This window comes from Micromonospora sp. WMMD961, assembly GCF_029626145.1.
Classification (GTDB): Bacteria; Actinomycetota; Actinomycetes; order Mycobacteriales; family Micromonosporaceae; genus Micromonospora.
The window spans coordinates 6,679,570-6,702,628 of sequence record NZ_JARUBJ010000002.1 but is presented as its reverse complement, the minus strand read 5'-3'; the positions used below and the strand labels follow the sequence as shown (position 1 = coordinate 6,702,628).

General features: G+C 70.1%; 24 protein-coding genes and 1 pseudogene. 14 read left to right on the top strand and 11 right to left on the bottom strand.

Annotation, left to right across the window (positions count from 1 at the left end):
• Positions 1–21: 21 nt before the first annotated feature.
• Together O7614_RS30680 and O7614_RS30675 are read right to left on the bottom strand one after the other, a co-directional pair.
• Positions 22–1,038: a GNAT family N-acetyltransferase gene (locus O7614_RS30680; RefSeq protein WP_278142433.1), complete on the bottom strand. Its 1,017-nt coding sequence runs from the start codon at positions 1,036–1,038 to the stop codon at positions 22–24.
• Positions 1,039–1,110: 72 nt separating this feature from the next.
• Positions 1,111–2,517, bottom strand: a complete 1,407-nt coding sequence (locus tag O7614_RS30675) for a lytic murein transglycosylase (protein WP_278142432.1) — start codon at positions 2,515–2,517, stop codon at positions 1,111–1,113.
• A 55-nt stretch (positions 2,518–2,572) separates the two neighbouring features.
• On the opposite strand from O7614_RS30675, the gene O7614_RS30670 reads away from it, so the two are divergent.
• Both O7614_RS30670 and O7614_RS30665 read left to right on the top strand, forming a co-directional pair.
• On the top strand, positions 2,573–2,788 hold the full coding sequence (locus O7614_RS30670; RefSeq protein WP_278141841.1) for a zinc ribbon domain-containing protein: 216 nt from the start codon (positions 2,573–2,575) through the stop codon (positions 2,786–2,788).
• Between the two features lie 152 nt (positions 2,789–2,940).
• Positions 2,941–5,781: an adenylate/guanylate cyclase domain-containing protein gene (locus tag O7614_RS30665; RefSeq protein ID WP_278141840.1), complete on the top strand. Its 2,841-nt coding sequence runs from the start codon at positions 2,941–2,943 to the stop codon at positions 5,779–5,781.
• A 137-nt stretch (positions 5,782–5,918) separates the two neighbouring features.
• Here the strand turns inward: O7614_RS30665 and O7614_RS30660 are convergent, their stop codons facing one another.
• Both O7614_RS30660 and O7614_RS30655 read right to left on the bottom strand, forming a co-directional pair.
• On the bottom strand, positions 5,919–6,452 hold the full coding sequence (locus O7614_RS30660) for a phospholipase (protein ID WP_278141839.1): 534 nt from the start codon (positions 6,450–6,452) through the stop codon (positions 5,919–5,921).
• A gap of 182 nt (positions 6,453–6,634) precedes the next feature.
• Positions 6,635–8,287 carry a family 10 glycosylhydrolase gene (locus O7614_RS30655; RefSeq protein ID WP_278141838.1) on the bottom strand — a complete coding sequence of 551 codons (1,653 nt, stop codon included), beginning with the start codon at positions 8,285–8,287 and terminating at the stop codon, positions 6,635–6,637.
• Between the two features lie 201 nt (positions 8,288–8,488).
• Between O7614_RS30655 and O7614_RS30650 the strand changes: the two genes are divergently transcribed.
• On the top strand, positions 8,489–9,985 hold the full coding sequence (locus O7614_RS30650; protein WP_278141837.1) for an amino acid permease: 1,497 nt from the start codon (positions 8,489–8,491) through the stop codon (positions 9,983–9,985).
• A gap of 122 nt (positions 9,986–10,107) precedes the next feature.
• Positions 10,108–11,115, top strand: a complete 1,008-nt coding sequence (locus O7614_RS30645) for a LacI family DNA-binding transcriptional regulator (RefSeq protein WP_278141836.1) — start codon at positions 10,108–10,110, stop codon at positions 11,113–11,115.
• Here the strand turns inward: O7614_RS30645 and O7614_RS30640 are convergent.
• From O7614_RS30640 to O7614_RS30630, 3 genes are all read right to left on the bottom strand, one after another.
• Positions 11,112–11,837 (bottom strand): methyltransferase domain-containing protein, encoded by a 726-nt coding sequence (locus O7614_RS30640; RefSeq protein ID WP_278141835.1) that lies wholly within the window; start codon positions 11,835–11,837, stop codon positions 11,112–11,114. The two genes, O7614_RS30645 and O7614_RS30640, sit on opposite strands and share 4 nt — an antisense overlap.
• 394 nt (positions 11,838–12,231) lie before the next feature.
• Positions 12,232–12,540, bottom strand: a complete 309-nt coding sequence (locus O7614_RS30635; protein ID WP_278141834.1) for a hypothetical protein — start codon at positions 12,538–12,540, stop codon at positions 12,232–12,234.
• A 38-nt stretch (positions 12,541–12,578) separates the two neighbouring features.
• Positions 12,579–14,216: an ABC-F family ATP-binding cassette domain-containing protein gene (locus O7614_RS30630; RefSeq protein WP_278141833.1), complete on the bottom strand. Its 1,638-nt coding sequence runs from the start codon at positions 14,214–14,216 to the stop codon at positions 12,579–12,581.
• A 62-nt stretch (positions 14,217–14,278) separates the two neighbouring features.
• Here O7614_RS30630 and O7614_RS30625 point away from each other — a divergent pair, with 62 nt between their 5' ends.
• The 5 genes from O7614_RS30625 to O7614_RS30605 all read left to right on the top strand — a co-directional run bounded on the left by O7614_RS30625 (position 14,279) and on the right by O7614_RS30605 (position 17,311).
• Entirely contained in the window at positions 14,279–15,049 is a 771-nt protein-coding gene (locus O7614_RS30625) for an ROK family protein (RefSeq protein ID WP_278141832.1), read from the top strand.
• A 90-nt stretch (positions 15,050–15,139) separates the two neighbouring features.
• Entirely contained in the window at positions 15,140–15,508 is a 369-nt protein-coding gene (locus O7614_RS30620; RefSeq protein WP_278141831.1) for a tetratricopeptide repeat protein, read from the top strand.
• Positions 15,509–15,652: 144 nt separating this feature from the next.
• Positions 15,653–15,907, top strand: coding sequence for a Smr/MutS family protein (locus tag O7614_RS30615; protein WP_088987488.1), 255 nt, complete (start codon positions 15,653–15,655; stop codon positions 15,905–15,907).
• Positions 15,908–16,324: 417 nt separating this feature from the next.
• Complete coding sequence (locus tag O7614_RS30610; protein WP_269682232.1) at positions 16,325–16,828, top strand: type II toxin-antitoxin system antitoxin SocA domain-containing protein; 504 nt, start codon at positions 16,325–16,327, stop codon at positions 16,826–16,828.
• 6 nt (positions 16,829–16,834) lie between these two features.
• A complete protein-coding gene (locus O7614_RS30605) occupies positions 16,835–17,311 on the top strand; it encodes a hypothetical protein (protein ID WP_278141830.1) in 477 nt (158 codons plus the stop codon).
• A gap of 32 nt (positions 17,312–17,343) precedes the next feature.
• On the opposite strand, the gene O7614_RS30600 is transcribed toward O7614_RS30605, so the two are convergent.
• A complete protein-coding gene (locus O7614_RS30600) occupies positions 17,344–18,045 on the bottom strand; it encodes a hypothetical protein (protein ID WP_278141829.1) in 702 nt (233 codons plus the stop codon).
• 63 nt (positions 18,046–18,108) lie between these two features.
• On the opposite strand from O7614_RS30600, the gene O7614_RS30595 reads away from it, so the two are divergent.
• A complete protein-coding gene (locus O7614_RS30595) occupies positions 18,109–18,420 on the top strand; it encodes a hypothetical protein (protein ID WP_278141828.1) in 312 nt (103 codons plus the stop codon).
• 244 nt (positions 18,421–18,664) lie between these two features.
• Positions 18,665–19,231: an NUDIX hydrolase gene (locus O7614_RS30590; RefSeq protein WP_278141827.1), complete on the top strand. Its 567-nt coding sequence runs from the start codon at positions 18,665–18,667 to the stop codon at positions 19,229–19,231.
• Here O7614_RS30590 and O7614_RS30585 read toward each other — a convergent pair whose 3' ends face one another.
• Positions 19,232–20,641: a helix-turn-helix transcriptional regulator gene (locus O7614_RS30585; protein ID WP_278141826.1), complete on the bottom strand. Its 1,410-nt coding sequence runs from the start codon at positions 20,639–20,641 to the stop codon at positions 19,232–19,234. It lies immediately after the preceding gene.
• A 147-nt stretch (positions 20,642–20,788) separates the two neighbouring features.
• On the opposite strand from O7614_RS30585, the gene O7614_RS30580 reads away from it, so the two are divergent.
• The 3 genes and pseudogenes from O7614_RS30580 to O7614_RS30570 all read left to right on the top strand — a co-directional run bounded on the left by O7614_RS30580 (position 20,789) and on the right by O7614_RS30570 (position 21,709).
• Complete coding sequence (locus tag O7614_RS30580; protein ID WP_278141825.1) at positions 20,789–21,124, top strand: hypothetical protein; 336 nt, start codon at positions 20,789–20,791, stop codon at positions 21,122–21,124.
• A gap of 196 nt (positions 21,125–21,320) precedes the next feature.
• Positions 21,321–21,536, top strand: a pseudogene (locus tag O7614_RS30575) (hypothetical protein); the annotation flags it as partial.
• Positions 21,536–21,709, top strand: coding sequence for a hypothetical protein (locus O7614_RS30570; protein WP_278141824.1), 174 nt, complete (start codon positions 21,536–21,538; stop codon positions 21,707–21,709). The pseudogene O7614_RS30575 and the gene O7614_RS30570, both read left to right, overlap by 1 nt.
• A gap of 15 nt (positions 21,710–21,724) precedes the next feature.
• Here O7614_RS30570 and O7614_RS30565 read toward each other — a convergent pair whose 3' ends face one another.
• Positions 21,725–21,874 (bottom strand): hypothetical protein, encoded by a 150-nt coding sequence (locus O7614_RS30565; protein ID WP_278141823.1) that lies wholly within the window; start codon positions 21,872–21,874, stop codon positions 21,725–21,727.
• A gap of 225 nt (positions 21,875–22,099) precedes the next feature.
• On the bottom strand, positions 22,100–22,675 hold the full coding sequence (locus tag O7614_RS30560) for a GNAT family N-acetyltransferase (RefSeq protein WP_278141822.1): 576 nt from the start codon (positions 22,673–22,675) through the stop codon (positions 22,100–22,102).
• Positions 22,676–23,059 lie beyond the last annotated feature (384 nt).

Below are 23,059 nucleotides of genomic sequence, written 5' to 3'. Positions count from 1 at the left end.
TGGACAGTTTCGTGAATTCCCTCAGCGCGGCGGGTCGAGGCGGTGCACCAGCTCAGCGACGTCGACGCTGTATTCGCACCAGTCCCGGTCGGACCGGTAGCCCAACTCCGCGTTGACCTTCAGCATCGCCTCGTTGGCCTGCGCGTTCCAGGTCTGCACCTCGATCAGCTCCGGCTCGGCGGAGCGCAACTCCAACAGCATCCGAGCCTTGATCGCCCGGTCGATGCCGTAACCCCGGTGGTCCTGCGCGACGATCGTGTCGTACTGGTCGGCGCGGGTCGGGTGCTGCGCCGGCACGACCACCTCGGTCAGGCCGGCCACCTCACCGCTCTGCTCGTGCCGGGCGAGCACGATGTACGGCTTCATGCCCCGCCGGTGCAGGGTGTCGAGGCTGTCGCGCAGCCGCTCCGGGTCGTAGGAGCTGGGGCGCAGCTCACCGTCGTCGACGTCGCGCACCTCGGCCTTGGCCCGCGCGTACGCCTCGATCAGGTCGTCCGGTGGCCCGCCCGGGAAGAACTCCAGGTGGTAACCCGCGCTGATGCCGGTCGCCATCTCGGCCAGTTCGGCCCAGTCGACCGCGGTCAGGTCGAGCACGCTGCGGGTCTCCACGTACTCCCGGGTGAAGCCGAGCGACTCGTAGAAGGCCACCGCCGGCGTGTCGCCGACGACCTCCACCCCGATCGACTGGAAGCCCTCCTGGTAGACCCGGCGAGCGGCGCGCAACACCAGGTCACGACCGAGGCCGCTGCGCCGCGCGGACGGGTGCACCAGCACCTCGAGCACACCGATGTCACCGAGGAGCAGCACGTGCACCTGGCCGAGCACCGCGCCCGGGTCGTCCGGGGCGGTCGGCTCGGCCTGGGCGATCCAGGAGATCCGCCGCTCGCCCGGCATCACCTCGGCGAGGTATTCCCGCAGGGAGGTCTCCCGCCACGGCGGGTCCTGCGGCAGATCGGCCGCCAGAACCGCGTTCAGCGTGGCCAGCAGCGACGCGATCTCGGCGGACGACGCGGTCCTGGGGTCCCACTCGCGCACCATCACCCGTCTAGCTTGCCGCTAACAGCTGCCCGGGGGAAGTGTCCAGTTCTCCAACGTATCGAGACGATCACTTCACTGGCGACTGGTCCGTCCGTACCGGTTCGCGGTGTCGTAGACGTCCTGGGCGTACCGCCGTACATCGTTGTAGGACAGGATCGCGTTCCACCAGTCGCCCGCGATGCTCAGGTTCCGACCGCCCTTGCAGAGGTAGTTTCCCGCTGCCAGGGCGGCGTCGTCCAGGTCGTGCGGGTCCTTGAGCCCGTCGTTGTCGGCGTCCGCGCCGATCTCCCGCCAGGTCGTCGGGATGAACTGCATCGGCCCGATCGCCCGGTCGAGGACCTTGTCACCGTCGAGATCCCCACGGTCGGTGTCGATGATCCGCATCCGCCCGTCCTTGCCGTCCAACGGCAGTCCGATGATCTTCGGCAGGGCCTTGCCGTCCTGCCCCAACCGCGCACCGTTGGCCGAGCCGTGCCCCGATTCGACCTGGCCGATCGCTGCCAGCGTGGTCCAGCTCAACGCGCAGCTGCGGTTGGTCTGGGCGAGGACCAGCTCGGCGTAGCCGTACGCCTGCATGGCGACAGCGGGGACTCCCACCTTGGCGCCGACCTGCTGAGCCCAGCCGGCCAGGGCGTCCGACGGTCGGCCTCCGATCGCCGGCCCGAGGGTGGGCTGCCCGGTCGGCAGTCCGCCGCTGGGTAGCCCGCCGCCCGGCACCGAACCGGTCGGGAGTGGGCCGGTGGGCAGTGGGCCGGTGGGCAGCGGGCCGGTGGGGAGTGGGCCGGTGGGCTGCCCGGTCGGCAGCCCCTGGGGTGCGCCCGGCACCGTCGTCGCGGTGGCGTCGGCCGCAACCGGGCGGGGTGCGCGAATCGTGGCCGGTACGAGGAGCGCGCCGGCCGCGGCGGTCGCGGCCACCAGCGCCAACAGGAACACACCGGGCAGGGTGAGACGACCACTCGGGCGACGAGCCCAGGCACGGGTCGCGTGAGCGGCGGTGGTTGCCGCCCGGCGCGGCTGCAGCCGTACCGCGTGCGCGAAGGGCACCCGCCGTCGTCGGGCCGGATCGGACGCCGGCACCACGGGCAGTTCGTCCACGGTGGTCTTCGCCGGGTCCTCGGCGGCGGCGGCCACCGTGGTCGGCCGCGCGTCGGCGCCCTTGCCGTCGGTGCCCGCTGCCTCCGCGGCGCCTGCGGTCTTGGCGTCTGCGGCGTCTGCGGTCTTGGCGTCTGCGGCGTCTGCGGCGTCTGCGGTCTTGGCGTCTGCGGTCACTGGATCCGCGACCGTTGTGGCCTCGGTCTTCGGGGTCGTGGCCGCTGGTGTGCTCGTCGCACCCGGGGACCGCCCACTCAGCCAGGGCCGGCGGGGGCGGGGCACCGCAGGCACCGGATCAGGCGCCGCGCCCGAGCCCTCCAGTGGCCCGTCCAGCGGAGCGGCCGGTCGTAGCCGTTGCACACGCGTGTCGTCCTCGCCGTCCACCACCCGTCGAGTATCACCCATGTCCCGCCGAACGTCAGATCCCCGTACCCTGGGTGCCATGCCCCGGTACGAGTTCCGCTGCCGCGCCTGCGGCGACACCTTCGAGGTCAACCGTTCGATGGCGGCGGCCGGTGAGCCGGCGAGCTGCCCGGAAGGACACGCCGACACGGTCAAGCTTCTGTCCGCGGTCGCGGTCACCGGCCGGGGTGGTGCCGGCGGTGGTGCCCCGGCACCCACCGGCGGTGGTTGCTGCGGCGGCGCCTGCGGCTGCTGATCGGCCAAATCTCCGCCCGCCTGGTGGGCTGGCCTTGCCGCAGGCAGGGCCGAGTGGCACTTTGAGGCGGCACCTGCCCGACCGTTCTCACGATGTGTGACCGCTCGGACTCAGGCAGCATGAATCCGACGTCACGGGCGGAGGTTCCACGCATGTCGCCACGGATCCAGCTCCCGAGCGGTTGGGTGACCTTCGTGTTCACCGATATCGAGGGCTCGACCCGGCTGGCCCAGCTGCTCGGCCCGGACTACCGTCCGGTGCTCGCCGAGCACCGACGGCTGCTGCGTCGGACGTTGGCCAGCACGGGTGGAGCGGAGCTGCTGACCGAGGGCGACTCGTTCTTCCTGGCCTTCGAGGACGCGGCGGCGGCGCTCACCGCTTGTCTGACCGCCCAGCGGGCGTTGTCCAGCCACGACTGGCCCACGCCGGAAGCAGCCCCACGGGTACGGATGGGCCTGCACACCGGCTACGCCGAGCCGCGCGACGGCGAATACGCCAGCCCCGAAGTGCATCGGGCCGCGCGGGTGGCCGCCGCCGCGCACGGCGGGCAGGTGCTCTGCTCGGCGTCCACGGCACGCCGGGCCGAGCCGTTGCCACCCGGGGCGACCCTGCTCGACCTGGGCCTGCACCGGTTGCGCGGCTTCGACGATCGGGAACGACTGTTCCAACTGGTCGCGCCCGGCCTGGAGCGGCAGTTCCCCCGCCCCCGGACCGCCGACACGGTGGCGCACAACCTGCCGACCCAGGTGACCTCGTTCGTCGGCCGGCAGACCGAGCGCGTCGAGTTGGGTCTGCTGGTGCGGCAACATCGCCTGGTCACCGTGTTAGGGGCGGGCGGTGCGGGCAAGACCCGCCTCGCGGTGGAGTTGGCCAGCGGCGTCGTCGAGTCGTACCCGGACGGGGTCTGGTTCGTCGACATCGCCGCGGTGACCGACCCGGGGCTGGTGGCGTTCGCGATCGCCGCGGTGCTCGGCCTGCGGCCCGAGCCGGGCCGCCCGATGCTGGACACCCTGGTCGAGTACGCGGCCAACCGCCGCATGCTGGTCGTGCTGGACACCTGCGACACCCAGCCGGCCGCCTGCGCGGAGGTGATCGCGCGGTTGCTGTCCGGCGGTGGTGGTGTGCGGGTGCTGGCCACCAGTCGGGAGTCGTTCAGCCTGCCGGGCGAGGTGGTGTGGCGGATTCCGCCGCTCTCGGTCGACCCGCAGTCGGACGGCGCGGAGAGTGACGCGGTGGCGCTGCTGCTGGACCGGACGGCGGCGGCACGCGGTGGCCGGCAGCCGGACCCGGCGGAGTCGGCCGATCTGCGCCGGGTGGTGCAGCGGCTGGACGGGCTGCCGCTCGCCATCGAGTTGGCCGCCGCCCGGCTGCGGGTGCTCTCCGTCGGCCAACTCGCCGAGCGGTTGGACGATGTGCTCGGCACGTTGGACGCCGGGCGGGAGGACCCGGAGCCGCCACCGGTGGAGCGAGGGTGGTCCGGCAACCAGCAGGACACGGTGGACCTGGTCGCCGCGGCGGCCGGTGCGTCACCGCCCACCCCGGCGAGTCGGGCGGTGCAGCGTTCCGCCACCGAGCGGCACCTGACCATGCAGGCCACTGTCACCTGGTCGTACCGGACGCTGGGGCCTCGAGCCGCTCGCCTGCTGCGCTGGTTGGCGGTCTTCGCCGGGCCGGTGGACCTGCCGACGGTGGAGTGGCTGCTGGGGGACGATCCGCTGGATCCGCTGTCGGTGCTGGTGGACAAGTCGATGGTCCTGGCCGAACCGCGGGCTGCCGGCAGCACCTACCGGATGCTCGACCCCATTCGGGCGTACGCGGCACGGCGGTTGGTCGAGGCGGGTGAGGAACAGGCCGCTCGGAACCGGCACGTGGCGTGGTCGGCGCATGCGTTGGACCGTGCGCACCTGGGCCAGGACGGCCGACCGGTCACGCTGTCGTTGTACGCCCTGGACCCGCTGGCCGGGGAGTTGCGTGCCGCGCTGCGGTGGTGCGCCACCGGAGGCAGCGCCCGTGCCGGCCTCGGTCTGGCTGGTGGTCTGGACCAGTGGTGGCTTGAGCGGGGCCTGGCCCGGGAGGGGCGGCTGTGGCTGTTCCGGTTGTACGGGCGGATCGCCGAGACGGGGGAGCGGATCCCGGAGTCGGAGTTGGCGGCGGCCTACCATATGCACTCGTTGCACGCCGGTGCCGACGGCGAGTTCGCCGAGGAGTTGCGCTACTCGCAGCGGGCGGAGGCGGCGGCCCGGCAGGCCGGCGATGCCGGGTTGCTGGCCCGGGTGCTCGCCGGCAGGGCCGCGCCGCTGGTGGACATGGGGCAGTTCGTCGAGGCCGAGCGGGTGTGCCGGGAGGTCATCGACTGGGCGCACGGGCAGAACGTGGTCGGCGAGGCGTTGTTCGCGGTGTTCAGCCTGGCCGAGCTGCTGTGGCGGCGGGGCGCGCTGGACGAGGCGGCGGAACTGCTGGGCGCGGTCCGTCCGGTGGAGGCGGCCCGGCCGGTGGAGCGGGGCCGGCGATCGGTGGACATGTTGCTCGGGATGGTCGCGTTGGCCCGGGGCGACGTCGTCGCCGCGCACGAGCACCTGCTGGTGGCGTTGCGGTCCCGGATGGGCCACGGCTACCACGGCCGGGCGTGCGACACGTTGAACGCGATAGCGGTGCGCTGTGCGATCGGCGGGGACCGGTCGACCGCCGCCCGCCTCTTCGGTGCCGCGCAGGCCACCCGGGCGAGCATGCGGGCGACCCCGGGCATCTACGGTGGCTACTGGGCGGAACAGCAGGCGGAGCTGCGGACGGTGCTGGGCGACACGGCCTTCGACGACGCGTACGGCGAGGGTGCCGAGTTGGGGTTGGACGAGGCGGCGGCGCTGGCACTCGACGTGGAACACCCGGATCTGGCAGCGGATTCGACCCGCTTCAGCACCGGCCTGTCCCAGCCGACCCCGCGCCGTCCGGCAGACCCCGACCGCCACCCGGCCACCAGAACCGAACGCGCCTGACCTCCACGCCCCCCGGGGCCCTGCCGGCCCCGCCCTCGGCCGTCGATCATGAAGTTATTGCCCGCCTGCGCGGCGTGTCGCAGCAATAACTTCATGATCAACAGGTCCGAGGTGGGGGTGGGGGTTGGGGGTGGGGGTTAGGCGCGGGCGGCGGCTTCGGCTTCGGCCTTCATCCGGGCGGCGCGGTCGATGTCGGCCTGCTGGACGGCCGCTACCGATCCGAAGATGCTGACCGCCTGGTAGTAGGTCCAGGCCAGGCTGTAGCAGGCCGGACGGACGATTGTGTTGTACGTGGTGCAGACCCGCTTGAGGTCCTCGTAGAAGGCGCTGTCCAGGCGGGACTTGTTGGCCGGGAACTGGCCGACGGCCTTGTAGTTGCGGTAGCCGAAGTCGTGCCGGTAGCAGCCCAGGTTGAAGGTGAACCCGAGCGGGTTGTCCGGGCTGGACGAGCAGTAGTCGGTGGACCAGTTGAAGTTGTACTCGGCCCAGGGGGCCCGGTTGACCCGGGCGCTGTTCCAGGAGTTGTAGCTGGACGCGCTGGTCTGCGTCCAACTGGACAGCACGGACAGCTTCTGTGCGGGGGTGACGGCGGCGGCGGGGGAGGCGACGGTGAGGGTGGCGAGCAGCGCGAGAGCGCCCGAGGCGAGCAGGGTGGCGAGACGTCGGGGCACGGGTTACCTCCGCGGGTGAGCGGCTGGGACGGAAGTTACCGGCGGGTCACCGGATGTCGATCAGTGTCGATCAACTGATCAACTAGGCGGTATGCGCCCCGCCAACTATTGATGACATACGTTGAAACAGACGAATGCCCCGGGTGCGTGGGGCACCCGGGGCGTTCGGTGGAGCGGACGGCTCAGCGCAGGACGAAGGCCGGCGGACTCGCCGGGCTCTCGTTCGCCGAACGGTCCAACGCGGTCAGCTGGTAGGTGTAGCGCCGACCAGGTTCGGCCGAGGTGTCCACCCAGGACTGGGCGCCGCCGGGTGCGGCCCGGACGGTGTCGACCAGGTGCGCCGCGTCCGCCGTGCCGCACCGACCCGGCAGCGTGGTGCCGTCGAACCGGTAGATCGCGTACGAGGTGGCGGTGCCGAGGGGCCCGACCCCGTCGGCCGGCTGCCGCCAGGTCAGCCGGACCCCGTCGGCCTGCCGGGCGGCCTTGGTGACCACCGGGAAGAGCAACGGCCTCGCCGGCAGGTGTGGCATGGCCGGCACCAGCGCCGGGCGGGAGTAGTGCTCGGCGGCGTAGATGTCGGTCGCGCCGAGCCGGTTGGCCCGCACCTGGACGGCGGAGAAGTGCACGTTGCCCTGCACCTCCGGGTACGACCGGTTGAGCGTCAGATGGTCGGACAGCTCACGGGGGTTCTGCCAGTATGGGCCGTACGCCGGATCGCCGCTCTTGTAGTCGGCCTGACCGATGTAGAGCTGCACCCGGGTGCCGCGCACCGTCTCGGCCCACCACGGCACGAGCCGGGCGTAGTCGGCGGCCGGGTACTGGCCGATGTACCAGTAGAGCTGTGGCACCACGTAGTCGATCCACTCCTGCTTGATCCACTTGCGGGTGTCGGCGGAGATGATGTCGTACGACTGGCTGCCGGTGGTGTCCGAGCCGAGCGGGTCGGCAGTCTTGTTGCGCCAGATGCCGAACGGGCTGACCCCGAACTTCACCCACGGCTTCGCCGCCTTGATCTTGCCGTTCATCTCCTGGATCAACAGGTTGATGTTGTCCCGCCGCCAGTCCGCACGGTCGGTGAAGCCCCGGTTGTAGGCGGCGAAGGCGGCATCGTCGGGCACCTGGTAGGTGCCGCTGGGGTAGGGGTAGAAGTAGTCGTCGAAGTGCACGCCGTCGACGTCGTACCGGCTGACCGCGTCCATCATCGCGGTCTGCACGAACTCGCGTACCTCGGGAATGCCGGGGTTGTAGTAGAGCCGGCTGCCGGCGACGCCGGCCGGTGGGTAGGCGAAGGTCCAGTCGGGGTGCTGCCGGGCCGGGTGGCCGGGGGCGAGCAGGCTGAGGTCCGCGCCGGCCCCGCCGGGTGCTGGCATGGAGACGCGGTACGGGTTGAACCAGGCGTGGAACTCCAGGTTGCGTCGGTGCGCCTCGTCGACGAGGAAGGTCAGCGGGTCCCACCCCGGGTCCTGCCCGCGGACGCCGGTCAGGTACTCCGACCAGGGCTCGTGCGGCGAGGGCCAGAGCGCGTCGGCGGTGGGCCGGACCTGCACCACGACGGCGTTGTGGTGCAGCCGCTCGGCGAGGTCGAGCAGCTCGCGGTATTCGGCCTGCTGGGCGGCGACCCGGTCGGGGCTGGTCTGGGACGCCTTGCTGGGCCAGTCGATGTTGACCACAGACGAGATCCACATGGCTCTGAACTGCCGCTTCGGCGTGGCCGGGTCGGTGGTGCAGGTGGTGGTGCTGGTGGTGCGGGGTGTCGCGGTCGCGGGGGTGGCGGCGACGAGGGTGCCGAGCAGGGCGGTGACGAGCCCGGCGGCTCCGAGTCGAGTTGCCTTCATGCGGTGTGTCCCTTCGGTGGGGCTCCCGTGTGATCAGCGCGCGGCTTCGGCAAGATTCGCCGACGACTATCTGCCGCTGGTAGGAAATTTTCACACTCGGGTGCGAACCGCAAGGGTTCGTGGTTGACCATTCCCGCCGCTGGGTAGCAACGCCGGTCACCGGCCGCCACCAGGTGGTCGCACGGTGGAAGGGGTGACCGCGTGTCCGTGCTGCGAACAAAACCGATCAAGGACGTGATAGCCCAGAGTGAGGCGGACGGCTCCGAAGGCGGGCTCGGGCTGAAGAGGCGCCTCGGGGCGCTCGACCTCACCGGCTTCGGCATCGGCATCGTGATCGGCACCGGGATCTTCACGCTCACCGGCATCGAGGCCCGGGACAGCGCCGGTCCGGGCGTGGTGATCTCCTTCGCCATCGCCGGCGTGGTGGCCCTGCTCGCCGCGCTCTGCTACGCCGAGCTGGCGTCCAGCGTGCCGACCGCGGGCAGCGCCTACACCTACGCGTACGCCACTATGGGCGAGATCGTCGCCTGGATCATCGGCTGGGACCTGCTGCTGGAGTTCGCGCTCGGCGCCGCGGTGGTGGCCCGAGGCTGGTCCGGCTACCTCGCCGAACTGCTCGACCTGCCGACCCGCTGGTTCGGCGAGGAGGGCAGCACTGTCAACCTCGGCGCGATCGCCATCGTGCTGATCCTCGGCGTCGTCGCGATCGTCGGCATCCGCGAGTCCGCCCGGATCACCAACCTGCTGGTGCTGGTCAAGGTGTCCATCTGTGTCTTCGTGGTGGTGGCCGGCCTGTTCTTCGTCAGGGCCGCCAACCTCACCCCGTTCATCCCGCCGGCCGAGCCGGCCGGTAGCGGCGACGACGGCATCAAGCAGCCGGTCACCCAGGCGCTCTTCGGGCTGGAACCGTCCGTCTTCGGCTTCGTCGGAGTGCTCAGCGCCGCCGCCGTGGTCTTCTTCGCGTACACCGGCTTCGAGGCCGTGGCGAATTTGGGTGAGGAGACGCGCAAGCCCAAGCGGGACCTCACCCTGGGTCTGCTCGGCACGCTGCTGATCTCCACCGTGCTGTACATCGGCGTCTCGCTGGTGGTGGTCGGGATGGTGCCGTACACCGAGATCGACCGGGGCGCACCGATCGCGTCGGCCTTCGAGTCGGTCGGCGCGGGCTGGGCCGCCGTGCTGGTCTCCATCGCCGCGGTCGCCGGCCTGACCAGCGTCATCCTGGTCGACCTGGTGGCCATGGGCCGGATCGGCTTCGCCATCGCCCGGGACGGCCTGATCCCGCCCTCGATCGCGAAGGTGCACCCGCGCTGGGGCACCCCGTACCGGATCTCGGCGATCATGACGGTGGCGGTCGCGCTGCTGGCCGGTTTCCTGCCGCTGTCCGCCCTGGCCGACCTGGTCAGCATCGGCGCGCTCTGCGCGTTCGTGCTGGTGTCGGTCGCGGTGCCGATCCTGCGCCGCAAGCGCCCGGACCTGGAGCGGCCGTTCCGGGTGCCGTTCTCCCCGGTGCTGCCGATCGTCTCCGCGCTGGCCTGCCTCTACCTGATGCTGAACCTGTCGGTGGAGACCTGGCTGCGGTTCCTGGCCTGGATGCTGCTCGGCGCGCTCATCTACGTCGGTTACGGCTACCGCCGCAACCGGCTGGCCCGCCACGAGCCGGCTGTCGCCCCGCAGCCGCGCGAACCGAGCGCCTGACCCGACCTGCGCGGAAAGGGCCCCCGCCGAGGCGGGGGCCCTTTCCGCGCGCCGTTCACGGGCACCGTTGCGACCGGGCAGCCACGGTACGGTGCGCTGGGTCACATCGGGGAGGTTGCGAAGTGCGGCACAGGCTCAAGGACGTGGCCGAGCGCGCCGGGGTGTCGGTGAAGACCGTCTCCAACGTCGTCAACGGCCACGTGCACGTCCGGCCGGTCACCCGGGCCCGGGTCGAAGAGGCGATCGCCGAACTCAACTACCGGCCCAACCTCTCCGCGCGTCACCTGCGCAAGGGCCGCACCGGCGTGATCGCGTTGGCAGTTCCGGAACTGGACATCCCGTACTTCGCCGAGCTGGCCCGCCACGTGGTCACCGCCGCCGCCGCGTACGGCTGGACGGTGCTCATCGACCAGACCGGCGGTCGGCGCGAGCAGGAACGGGTGATTGCCTCCGGCATCACCGACCACCTGGTCGACGGGCTCATCGTCAGCCCGTTGGCGTTCACCGCGGAGGACCTGGCCGGCCTGGAAGGCACGCCGACGGTGCTGCTCGGCGAGCGGGTCGAGCACGGCCCGGCCGATCGCGTGGTGATCGACAACGTGACCGCGGCCCGGGAGATCACCCACCACCTGATCACACTCGGCCACCGCCGGATCGCGGCCATCGGCTCCCAGCGCACCGACGGGGGCGCCAGCGCACGACTGCGCCTGGCCGGCTACGCCGACGCGCTGCGCGCCGCCGGGCTCGCCTACGACGAGGCCCTGGTGGCGCCCGCGCCGGCCTGGCACCGCGCCGACGGTGCGGCCGCGATGCGGGGCCTGCTCGATTCCGGGGTACGCCCCGACGCTGTCTTCTGCTTCAACGACACGCTCGCACTCGGTGCCCTGCGCGCACTGCACGAGGCCGGGCTGCGGGTGCCCGAGGACGTGGCGGTGGTCGGCTTCGACGACATCGAGGACGGCCGGTTCTCCATTCCCACCCTGAGCACGGTCGCGCCGGACAAGGAGCGGATCGCCCACCTGGCGGTCGAACTCCTGGCCGACCGCCTGGACGGCGACCCGGCCGCCCCCGCGAAGGAACTCCGCGCTCCCTACCGCCTGGAACTGCGCGAGTCCACCAGGACCCCCTAGTCGAAGAAGCGGGCCAGGTGGGGTTTGGGTGCGAGGTCCGCGTCCGGAGGTAACGGGGTCAGGTCAGCGAAGATGGAAGCCCCGTCGCAGCCCGCGTGCAGTGGGTACCACCGCGGGGTGCCCGGCGGCCGGCCCTGGCAGATCCCCTTGAACGTCTGCACGTCCATCAACCGGACGTGGGTCGGGTCGGCCACCGCGTTGACGTGCCCCCACCAGGGGCTCATCACGTGCAGGACGCCGCCGGGACGCAACACCCGGTGGCACTCGTCCGTCAGCGGCAGGAAGTCGATGAGGTGCTCCAGGATGTGCACCGCGAAGAGGACGTCCACCGAGTTGTCGGCGAGCGGCAACGAGCCGGACAGGTCCGCGACCGCGTTCACCCCCGGCGCGGGATAGATGTCCAGACCCAGGTTGCTCGACCACTGCTTGGTCGGCCCGCAACCGAGGTCCACCACCACCGGTGCCCGCCCGCCGACGCCGACCCGGCACCAGACGCCGTAGACGCCGGCCAGCCGCCCCACCAGGTCCCGTACCAGCCGTAACTCGCCGGGTTCGGCGACGTCCCCGGTGAGGTGGGCCACCCCCCGGTCGAACCGTACCTCCACCGTCAGGCCCCGCAGCCGGTCGTCGTGCCGGACCTGGTCCGCCCACGCCTGGGCGAGGAAGTCGTCGATCGCCCGCAGCCGGTCGGCCGAGGGCGGAGTCTGTGCCAAAGCGACCATTCGGGCCACCTCCCGCCGCGCGATACCCGCATTCGCGCCCGGTATGCCCCGATCTCCGGATCGACCCGTCGCGCCGTCCCGGGCAGGTCGCTGTCAAGGTGGGCGGCGGCCGGGCGCCAACCGGTCCCGCCGGGCCAGGGGACTGGAACGAGGCTGATTCCGCTGTGGCATCTAGATGCCACAGCGGAATCACGCTCATCAGGACATGCCGGGGCCCGGCGGCGCCGGTCAGCCCGAGAGGGTGCGGCCGCGCGCAGGACATGCCGGGGCCCGGCGGCGCCGGTCAGCCCGAGAGGGTGCGGCCGCGCGCAGGACATGCCGGGGCCCGGCGGCGCCGGTCAGCCCGAGAGGGTGCGGCCGCGCACAGGACATGCCGGGGCCCGGCGGCGGCGCGTCAGCCGGAGAGGCTACGGCGGCCCCCACGCATTCGCTGGCGGGGCGGCGGGTCGGCCGGCTTGGGCCGTTTGAGGTGGTAGCGGTGCAGCTCGTGGTTGCCGGGCAGGGACGGGTCCTCGCTCATCGCGACCAGCTCCCAGCCCTGGTCACCAGCACGGTTCAGGTGGGCCAGCGAGGTGTCGCCGTAGGGCGTCACGTCGACCATCGAGCCGTCCGGGCCGTACCAGACGAACACGACCTCCCAGCCGAGGTCGTTGGTCGCCGCCTGGCGGCGGCGGACCAGCAGGGCGTACTCCCACTTGAGCATGGCGTCATTCTCACCCCGCGCAGGCCCGCGGGCACGGATCAATCCTCGGCGATCCGCCCGGCATCGACCCGCAGTCGCCGGTTGGTCTCGATGGCGGCCAGCATCCGCCGGTCGTGGGTGACCAGCAGCAGCGTTCCGGGGTAGCTGGCCAGTGCCGATTCGAGCTGTTCGATGGCGGGCAGGTCCAGGTGGTTGGTGGGTTCGTCGAGCACCAGCAGGTTGACCCCACGGCCCTGGAGCAGGGCCAACGCCGCCCGGGTCCGCTCGCCGGGCGAGAGGGTGGCCGCCGGTCGGGGCACGTGCGCCGCGCGCAGCCCGAACTTCGCCAGCAGGGTCCGCGCGTCGGCGGGCGACAGGTGGGGTACGGCCGCGTGGAACGCGTCGATCAGTGGCGCGTCGCCGAGGAACAGCCCTCGGGCCTGGTCCACCTCGCCCACCACCACCCCAGGGCCGAGCGAGGCGGTGCCCTCGTCCAGCGGCAGCCGGCCGAGCAGGGCGGCCAGCAGGGTGGACTTGCCGGAGCCGTTCGCCCCGGTCACCGCGACCCGGTCCGCCCAGTCGATCTGGAGGTCGACCGGGCCGAGGGTGAACCCGCCTCGGCGTACCACAGCTCCGCGCAGCGTGGCCACGACGGCGCCGGCGCGGGGCGCGGCGGCGATCTCCATCCGCAGCTCCCACTCCTTGCGAGGCTCCTCGACCACGTCGAGCCGTTCGATCAGCCGCTCGGTCTGCTTGACCTTGCCGGCCTGCTTCTCGCTCGCCTCGCTCCGGAACTTGCGGCCGATCTTGTCGTTGTCGGTGGCCTTCCGGCGGGCGTTCTTCACGCCCTTCTCCATCCAGCCACGCTGGGTGCGGGCGCGGGCCTCCAGGCCGGCCTTCGTGTCGGCGTACTCCTCGAAGTCCGCGCGGGCGTGCCGGCGCGCCACCTCGCGCTCCTCCAGGTAGGCCGCGTAGCCACCGCCGTAGTGGTTGACCTGCTGCTGCGGCAGGTCCAACTCCAGCACCCGGGTCACCGTGCGAGTCAGGAACTCACGGTCGTGGCTGACCAGCACCGTGCCGGCGCGCAGCCCGGTGACGAACTCCTCCAGTCGCTCCAACCCGGCCAGGTCCAGGTCGTTGGTCGGCTCGTCGAGCAGGAAGATGTCGTACCGGCTGAGCAGCAGCGACGCCAGCCCGGCGCGGGCCGCCTGGCCGCCGGACAACCCGGTCGTCGGGTGGTCCAGGTCGACCGCGAGCCCCAGGTCCGCGCTCACCTGCTCGGCGCGTTCGTCCAGGTCCGCGCCGCCCAGGGCGAGCCAGCGCTCCAGCGCGTCGCCGTACGCGTCGTCCGCACCCGCCGCGCCGGTGGTCAGCGCCTCGGTCGCCGCGTCCAACGCCGCCTGCGCGGCGGTCACCCCGGTCCGTCGGGCCAGGAAGTCGCGCACCGTCTCACCCGGTCGCCGTTCCGGCTCCTGCGGCAGGTGCCCGACGGTCGCGGTGGGCGGGCTGAGCCGGACGCTGCCGGCCTCCACCGGCAACAACCCGGCGAGGGTACGCAGCAGCGTCGACTTGCCGGCCCCGTTCGGCCCGACCAGGCCGACCACGTCGCCGGGGGCGACAACCAGGTCCAACCCGGCGAAGAGTGGGCGGTCGCCGTGCCCGGCGGCCAGGTCCTTGACGATCATCGTGGCGCTCATCAGGACGGCAGCCTATCCGGCTGCCCGCATACCAGCCGACCGCAGCGGGCAGACTCAACGACGTGGTGACCACACTGGCGATCGACTGCGGCGGCGGAGGCATCAAGGCCTCCGTGCTGGACGAGGCGGGCACGATGCGGGCCCGACCGTTGCGGGTGCCCACCCCGTACCCGTTGCCGCCCGCGCTTTTCGTCTCGACCCTGCTGGATCTGGGCGGACGCCTACCGACGGCGGACCGGCTCACCGTCGGCGTACCCGGGATGATCCGGCACGGGGTGGTGGTCGCCACACCGCACTACGTGACCCGCAGCGGCCCGCGCAGTCGGGTCGACCCGGACCTGCTCGCCGAGTGGTCCGGCTGGGACGCGCGGGGCACCCTCGCGGACGCCTTCGGGGTGCCCGCGCTGGTGCTCAACGACGCCGAGGTGCACGGCGCCGGGGTGGTCGCCGGCACCGGCTGCGAGCTGGTGCTGACCCTGGGGACCGGGCTGGGCAGCGCGCTCTTCGACGGCGGGGTGCTCGCACCGCACCTGGAGTTGTCGCATGCGCCGGTGCGGTGGGGGACCACCTACGACACCTACGTGGGTGAGCCGGAACGTCGGCGGCTCGGCGACGCCTTCTGGTCCCGCCGGATCCGGCAGGTGGTCGACGGGCTGCGTCCGGTGTTCCGGTGGGACCGGCTCTACCTGGGCGGGGGCAACTCCCGCCTGATCCGGCCCGAGCAGCTCGCCCGGATGGGCGACGACGTGGTGGTGGTGCCGAACACCGCCGGAATCGTCGGCGGTGTCCGCGCGTGGGAGCTTTCCGCCGGACGTCGGGACGCCCGCACCTGACCCCTTCTCGACTCCCGGGAACAGTCGCCAAACGTCCGGTGTTGTGCCAGCGTCGGAACAGGTGACGACGCGACGGAGGGGGTGGGGCAGATGGATCTTCTGGCGGACTACCGGCGGGCGACCATGTTCTTCGAAACCGGTGACCCGAGCGGGGCGGCCCGACTGCTGGAGCCGATCGTCGACGCCGAACCCGGCAACGCGGCCGTTCGGCAGCTGCTGGCCCGCGCGTACTTCCAGTCGGCCCAGCTCAACCGGGCCGAGGAGCACCTGCGGGAGCTGATCGACCGGGACCCGAGCGACCACTACGCGCACCACGTGCTCGGTCGGACGCTGGAGCGGCTGAACCGGCACAACGACGCGCTGCGGCACCTGCGGATCGCCGCCGCGATGTACGCGACCAACGACGACTACCGGACCGCGCTGGAGCGGGTGGAGACCCGAGTGGGCGGCGCGCGCTGAGCGTGGACCGGTGACGTGGCAGGGGCGGTCCTCCGGGGCCGCCCCTTCGTCGTCCGGCGGCCGCCCCTTTGGTCGTGCGGTGGGCGGGCCGGCCGACGTGCCTAGGATGGCGGACATGGGACCTGACCGGCCGGGGGCTGCGGCATGAAGCTCAAGCTGGACCTGCACGACATCTTCAACAAGGGCCAGGACATCGACCGCGCGCTGCGCGGGATCATGGACGAGGCGGTGGCGAAGAAGGCCACCCTGGTCGAGATCATCCCTGGTAAGGGTTCGGGTCAGCTCAAAAAGCGGGTGCTGCGGTTCCTCGACCAGAAGGACGTCAAGCAGCTCTACCACCGGGTAGAGAAGGACTCGAAGAACTTCGGCCGCCTCTTCGTCCACTTCCGCTGGAAGTAGGCCAGGCGGGCACCTGACCGTCGAGGATTTCCGATCTAGGCTCTGAACTGCGGAAACACCGTCGCGGTCTTCAATGTCTTCCAAATGTTGCGCGAGTTCCAAGTCAGGGAACTCGGCCTGGACCTCGCGCAGCCACTTCTAGGTAGCGGCGCGGCGGGCTGGCTCGGTCGCGGCGGACCGGCCTGGAGTCTTGCGGTTGCTCGTTCCATAGACACTTGTACGTACCGGCCTGCCTCAGCGGTTCGAGCGCAAGAGAGTCGATCCTTCGCTCAGCGCACTCGTGATGAACCGCTCCCAACTGGCAAAACGGACCCGTAACGGTCAGGCGAAGGTACCGTTGAGCACAGGAGTGACGTAGGCAGCAGTTACCCTTGGCCCCCCAGAGCGGGACCCCCTCCCCGCCAAGGAGTGATCAACATGGCTAACGCGCACGACGTGGCCGCGTACATCCTGTCCCGCCGCGGACAGACGTCGGCCATGAAGCTGCAAAAACTCGTCTACTACTCCCAGGCCTGGCACCTTGTTTGGGCCGACAGCCCTCTGTTTCCGGAGAGGATCGAGGCTTGGGCGAATGGCCCGGTCATTCGCGAACTCTACGACGCTCATCGTGGCAAGTTCGCCGTCGATCAGTGGCCGCTGGGTGACCCCGACAATCTCAACGCAGCCGAGCGCGGCACCATCGACGCGGTGCTGGACAACTACGGTCACCTCGACGCCCGGCAGTTGAGTCACCTGACCCACGGTGAGGATCCGTGGATCAACGCCCGCCATGGCCTCCCCCCCACGGCACGCTCTGACGCGGAAATCACGACAGAGGTGATGGCCGAGTACTACTCGACGATCGACACGGCGGAGGATGCCGTGCCGGTAGACGAGCTTCCCTGGGGAGACTGGGCCAGCGACTCGGCGGCGTACCGCTAACCCGCCGTGTCGCCGAAGAGACCGAAGGTCAAAGCAGGGACGCTTACCAAGGCGGCCGGAGAACGCCAGCCAAAGGCGATCCTCCGGCCGCCCGGTAACGACCGGCGACTGGTTATCTCTTTCCAGCACGTCGACAGGGCCTTTGACGGTGCGTGGAGTTGGCCAGCCGCAGGCACCCGCGATGCCTGGGAAGTGCTGGACTTCCTGTGCGAGATTTCTCGCCTGACCTGGGGTGAGATCCTGTCGCAGGAGACGGGCCCAAGTCACAAGCGTCACAAGAAGCACCACAGCTACTCCACGGAAACTGTTGCCTCCACCGCGCAAGCCCGCCTAGCTGATCTGAGGCTCAATGAGGTGACCGACGAACTCTTTCGGTTCCGGATCTCTGGTCCGAAGCGGCTTTGGGGGTTCCGGGTCGAGGATGTGTTCCATGTGTTGTGGTGGGACCCCGACCACATGGTGTGCCCCTCGGATAAGACGTGACGGCGAACCGACCTCGCTGAGCCAGCCCCGGGTCAGTCCCACTCGGCGAGAGATCCCAGGGTGCTTAGCGCCTCCTCGAGGAACGGGTAGGGCACACTCGTCCGTTCCACACCGCCGTCACTTGTCCGCTGCCACGCCTGGTTGGTGTGATCGATAAAGCAGACGGTGACGGGCGCTCTCCCCATGATGGGTGACCACGGGCCGGGGACACGAAGTCCGGCCTGGTAGCGCTGCCTGAAGTCGTGCTTGTCGCCCGGACCGAGCCCCTCGTGGTGGGGCAGAATCAAGTGCCTACCGTCCTTCGGCAGAGTCACGATCACGGCGAGGTTCCGGATCGGGTTCGACCCATAGTTGTGGACGGTGAGCACCACCTCGCTGATGTGGGCATCACTGTCGCCCCCGAACGTGCCGAACCGGGCAGGCGTGGCTACCACTGCTCGAGGCGCATTCAGGGCGGCCTCCTCCCGTTCCTCGATGAGCTGCCGTTCGGCCTGCTCAGACCGTCGCCGCTCGTGCAAGAAGAGAGCCGCGGCGGCACCTGCCGCCGCCAAGCCGGCGACCACGCCGAGGATGCTGCCCCATGCCTGCATCCAGTCGGTGACCTTCGGCTGCTCCTCAGCGGCCGGCGCACGGTAGATAGCTGCGATGAACCACATCGATCCGCCCGCCAGGAGCGCGCTGGCGATGAACCAGATGGCCAGACGGCGGGAGATCCAGTCCAGGAGCTTCGTCACCCTGCCATCATGACCGCGGCCAGCCACAGTCAGAAGCGGTGAGCCCGAAGGTAGCGTGCCGTCATGGATGCCGAAGACGAACAGCTCCTAGCTGCCTGCAACCAGCTCGCCAACCTCACCCGAGAGGTGATCAACGACACTGCGACCGGCACCAGTGGTGACATGTGGACGATGGTCTACGGCCAGATGGAGGTGGTCGCGGAGAGTCCTGACGAGCTCATCCGGGTTTTCCAAGAGCAGTACAACGTCCTCAACAAGGCCGCTGGGACGATGATTCTCGTGCTGGCACAGCTCTACGCGGAGAGGGCGGGCATCACTGACACGGAGGCCGTCGACCAGGCGCAGGCCATGGTGCAGGCCGCGGTCGAGGGCTGATCTGGTCGGGCGACTGCCCACCGCCAACTGAAGTGGTGACGGTGGGTAGACCCCTCGCGTCATCGATCTCTGGGTTTAGGTAGATCGCTCCGAAGTAAGACTCGATCTAGCTTCGGGAGGGTCTGGCCACTGCGCCTGCCGACGCCGAGGTTCCGATTCCCGAGGAGGTTCGGCATCGGATGGAGCGGAATTTCCGTCATGAGGCGCGGGCATGCGTCCGCGTCACCGGTCGGATACTGGACGGGTGACGGAGGAGCAGGTTACCGAGCCGACGCGGTGGACGATTCACGGTGAGCGGGTGGTGGACGGCAGCCGGCGAGCGCGATTGAGCATTGCCGACGTGGAACTGCCGGATGGGATCCGTTTCGAGCAGTACGTGATCCGTGCGCCCCGGTCAGCCATGGTTGCGGTGCTTGACGAGCAGGAGCGCCTGCTGCTGATGCGGCGGCACCGGTTCGTGTTCGACCGGTGGGTGTGGGAGCTGCCCGGGGGCTACGTCGATGACGGTGAGCAGCCGGCGACATGCGCGGTCCGCGAGGTCGAGGAGGAAACCGGATGGCGTCCGGGTGCCGTGGAACCGATGCTGTCCTTCCAGCCGTGGGTGGCGACCGCAGATGCGGAGAACCTGTTGTTTCTCGCGCGCGATGCCACACATATCGGGTCACCGATGGACGTCAATGAGGCCGAGCGGGTGGCCTGGATGCCGTTGGCGGAAGCGCGCGACCTCGTGTCCCGGGGTGAGATCGTGGGGTCCGGCACGGTGATCGCGGTGTTGGAGTTGGTTGCGCGTAAAGCCCGGGGTGAGCTGTAGTCAGCGGCGTTGACCGAGGGTCGCGTCGACGCGGCTGATGAAGTTTCGGACGGCTGGCCGGCGGCGGTGCGCTGTGAGTTCGGTCTGCAGGTCGCGTAAATACCGGACGGCTCGGGCTGACCGCAGTTGAGAGGTCAGGGTGAGCGCTTCGGCCCCGATGGCGCTGGCGCGATCGGGCTCGCCGTGGTGGGCGTGGATGGACGCGAGGAGAGTGAGGTTGAAGGCCTTCCCGCGGACGTAGCGTTCGTCCATCTGCAGCGAGCGGACGGTGAAGCGTTCGGCCTGCTGGTGGCGGCCGAGTGCGCGGAAGCAGTGGCCGAACTTCGCTGACAGGTATGCCTCGTCGAAGTAGCCGAGCCATTGCGGGTCGCTGCTGCGGTCGGCGCGGTCGAGCAGCTGTTCTGCCTGGTGCAGTGCGGTGGTGCAGGCGCGTTCGTCGCGCCCGGCGGCATGGGCGTGGGCTTCCATGACCAGGGCCTCGGCGGTCAACACCGCGAGGCCGGCGCGTTGTGCCGTCTGCCGGGCGGCGCGGGCGAGATCGATGCCGCTGGCACTGTGGCCGAGGTAGGTGGCTTGGTGGCTCATCGCGGCGAGGATTTCGGTGCCGAGCCCAGCATCGTCAGCAGCTCGGGCGAGGTCGAGAGCGTGGGTGAGGTAGCGCTGGGCTAGGCCGTGTTCGGCCATGTCGTATGCCTGCCAGCCCGCGAGCTGAGTCAACTCGGCGACGGCGGCGAGTAGCTTGCGGCCGGTCGCCGGATCGTAGCGTCCCTCGGTCAGTAGGGGCGTGACCTCGTGGTTGAGGTAGCGGGCAAGGGTTTCACGGGCGTGGCCGCCGCCGTGCTGGTTGTCGAGTCGCCGGTAGGTGGAGGTCATCTCGCGGATGGTGTCGATGTCGGGTTGGCCGACTGGTCGGTGACCTCTCTGCCCGACGGGTTGGGTGGTGGGGGCGGTGAACCAGCGCAGCGCGGGCAGGGTGTAGCCAGCGGAGCTGAATACCGTCTGACGGAGCATGTCTCGGCGGTTCACGTCGCCTTCCCACAGCTGTGTGGCGGCGCGGACGGTCTCGCGCCAGGATTGGTCGTTTGGCACATCACCCCGCGGGCTGCCGGGGGAGGGGCGATGTGGTTGGTGGCAGGGTGCAAGGCCGAGCGACATCCGGATCTCGTCGGGCATGCCACAGCCGTCGGCGATCCGCTCCAGCACGTCGATGGAGCTCACCTTCCGCCCGGCGATCACCCGGCTGACGTAGCCCTGTTCCAGGCCAACCACGGCCCCGATGCGTGTCTGACTCGCCCCCGCGTGCCGGGCAAGCAGCCGGAACAGAGTGCCGATGTCGCGGACGCGCACTGCGGCCCTGACGTCCTCCCGTGCCCAGAAGTCGTCCGGAATCCGAAAGTGGTCGAGTGGCACAACCGCTCCCACCGTTGTCGAACGACTACGCATCGTGCTCAACCTGGAGCTTAGGTCTGGTACCCGTGCAGGTCGAGCCCGCTCATGTCACCGTGATATGGCTAGCGGACATGGCCGCGAGGCCGCGGCCAGCGGGACCGTCTTGGCATGTTGTTCGATGTCGAGAACCCACCGGTCGAACCGCCTGACGGCTGTCGCCACCGGCTGCTGTGGCGTCTGTGCCGAGCACTGTGGGAGGACCACCGCCCCGGCCGTGCCAGCCACTACCTCACCGTTGGTCAGCTACAGGCCGACCGACTTATGTCGTGCCGCCTGGCACGCCTCGCCCTCGACGGCCTGCTTACCGCTAGCGGTCAGCAGGCCGTCGCATCATCGCTGTGGCTCGATGTTGCCCGGAGCCGTATCGCCACGGGCGATATCAACCTCGCCGCCGTCCGGGCGGAGGCACGCTGGCACCGTCGCCGTGCAGACCTGACGGAGTGAGGGTGGCTGCCATTTGCGGCTTGGAGGCCCTCATCGAGCACGCTCAGGGTCAAGTCGACGCCGCCGACGTGCTCCTGACACGTCATGACGAGGTTGGACTCGACCTGTGCCGGTGCGGTCGGCCCCACCCCTGCCCAGAGCGACTGCACTGGGCCCAGAGGCGGGCGCACTTCGTACACCTCATCGGTGCCCCACGGTGACCACCCACGGCCCGGTGATGCCGATCTGGACCTGCGGAGGCTGCAACGCGCCTTGGCCCTGCCAGACGCGACAGCAAGAACTACGCGCTGAATACGAGGGCGCAGCCGTCTCCCTAGCGCTCTATATGGGTGCTCAACTGGTCTGCGCCTCGCAGGATCTGACCTGGGTGCCGGCAGGGGTTCTGCACCGTCGCTTCCTCGGTTGGACCCGATGAGCATCCTCCGGCGGGGTGACGAGAAGTTCCACTACAGCGACGGCTCCCACAGGTGGATCCCGCCGGACCCCGACTACGACCAGGAGGTCTGGGACGAGCAGATCCGCCAGCACAAACACGGCCACCTGCGGAACGAGCGTCCGAAGATCCGCATCCAGCGGCTGATCTGAGGCGAGCGGTGGCGGTCAGAGGCTGGCGGCGAGGAAGCCGCAGACGACCAGCGGAAGCGCAGCGGACAGGCTGCCCACCACTGCCGACGAGCGGATCCGGATACGGGTGACGAGCACCGCGAGCATCGCCAGGCTGAGCAGCAACGCGAGGAACAGCGCGGGCATGGCCACGTGGAGCCCGAAGAGCAGCGCCCGCGACCGTTCGGAGTCGCATACCTCGCCGCAGCCTGCCGTGACCGACCCGAGAGCGTGCTGAGGAACAGGCCGAACGACACGACGACGGCCACGTACCAGCCCGCCAGCACCAGGAAGCATGAGCGCGCGTCAACGAGATGGGTACGTGACGGTGCCAGAGTCATGCGGGAAGTATCCGCTGCTGAGCGAGCGGGGTCAGCCCCCGATCTCGGCGACCATCGTGTCCGCGTCCTCGAAAGACTCGACAGTGCGGAAGCCTTCGGCGGCGTACAGCCGCGCGGCGAAGTTCGCCCGCTCCACGCTCAGCGACACAGTGCGGATGCCGCGTGCTCGTGCGGCGTCCAGAACAGCGCGCAGAAGCACCCGGCCCACACCCCGGCCCCGCCAGGATTCCACCACGCCGATGGTCAGTTCTGGCACGTCGTCACTCACGTACCCGTAGCCCGGATCGGCGGCGGTCAGGTACCGGAACCAGGCCGCGCCGACCGGGCGATCAGTCGGGTCCACCGCAACCAGGCCGAAGTCGTCTGGCCGCATCCAGCCGGAGACGTAGTGGGCCAGCGCAGGGTTCGCCAGGATCTCTTCGCGGGACCAGTTGCGCTCGGGTAGCCAGTTCACGGCCTCCACGAGCATGTCGACCAGGAATTCGGAATCAGCCGAAGTGGCCGCGCGGATGCCGAGGTCAGTCACCGCCGAAGCCTCGCACACCAGATCGAACCAAGCCAACATCCTGCCGTCCGCAGAGGCCTTCCAGCGCGAACCAACAGCCAATTTTCGTCAGCGAGACGGCCCGCCAGCAGGTCTGGACGTAAAAGCAATCAGCGTCATCCAGTCGGATTCCTGACTTCGGGCACTGTCAATCCGACCTTGACGGCCAGTCGTGTTCAGAACTGTCCCAAATCTCCGTAAAGCGCGAAACATCAAGCGCGCGACGCGCTCCGGACCGCCGCTACGATGCAGCCTCCGAGGCGCGTGACAACGGGCGGAGAGCGCGGATGCTTGGTCCTAAGAGAGCGGTGAGGACAAAGACGGCCATCTGGCGCTACAAGCTGTGGCGTTACAGACTGACGACCGTGGGACTGGCTCTAGCCTCGTTCGGGCTGGCGACATCCCTGGTGAACCTGCCACGGCCAGTCAGTGTGGTTGCTGGCCTCG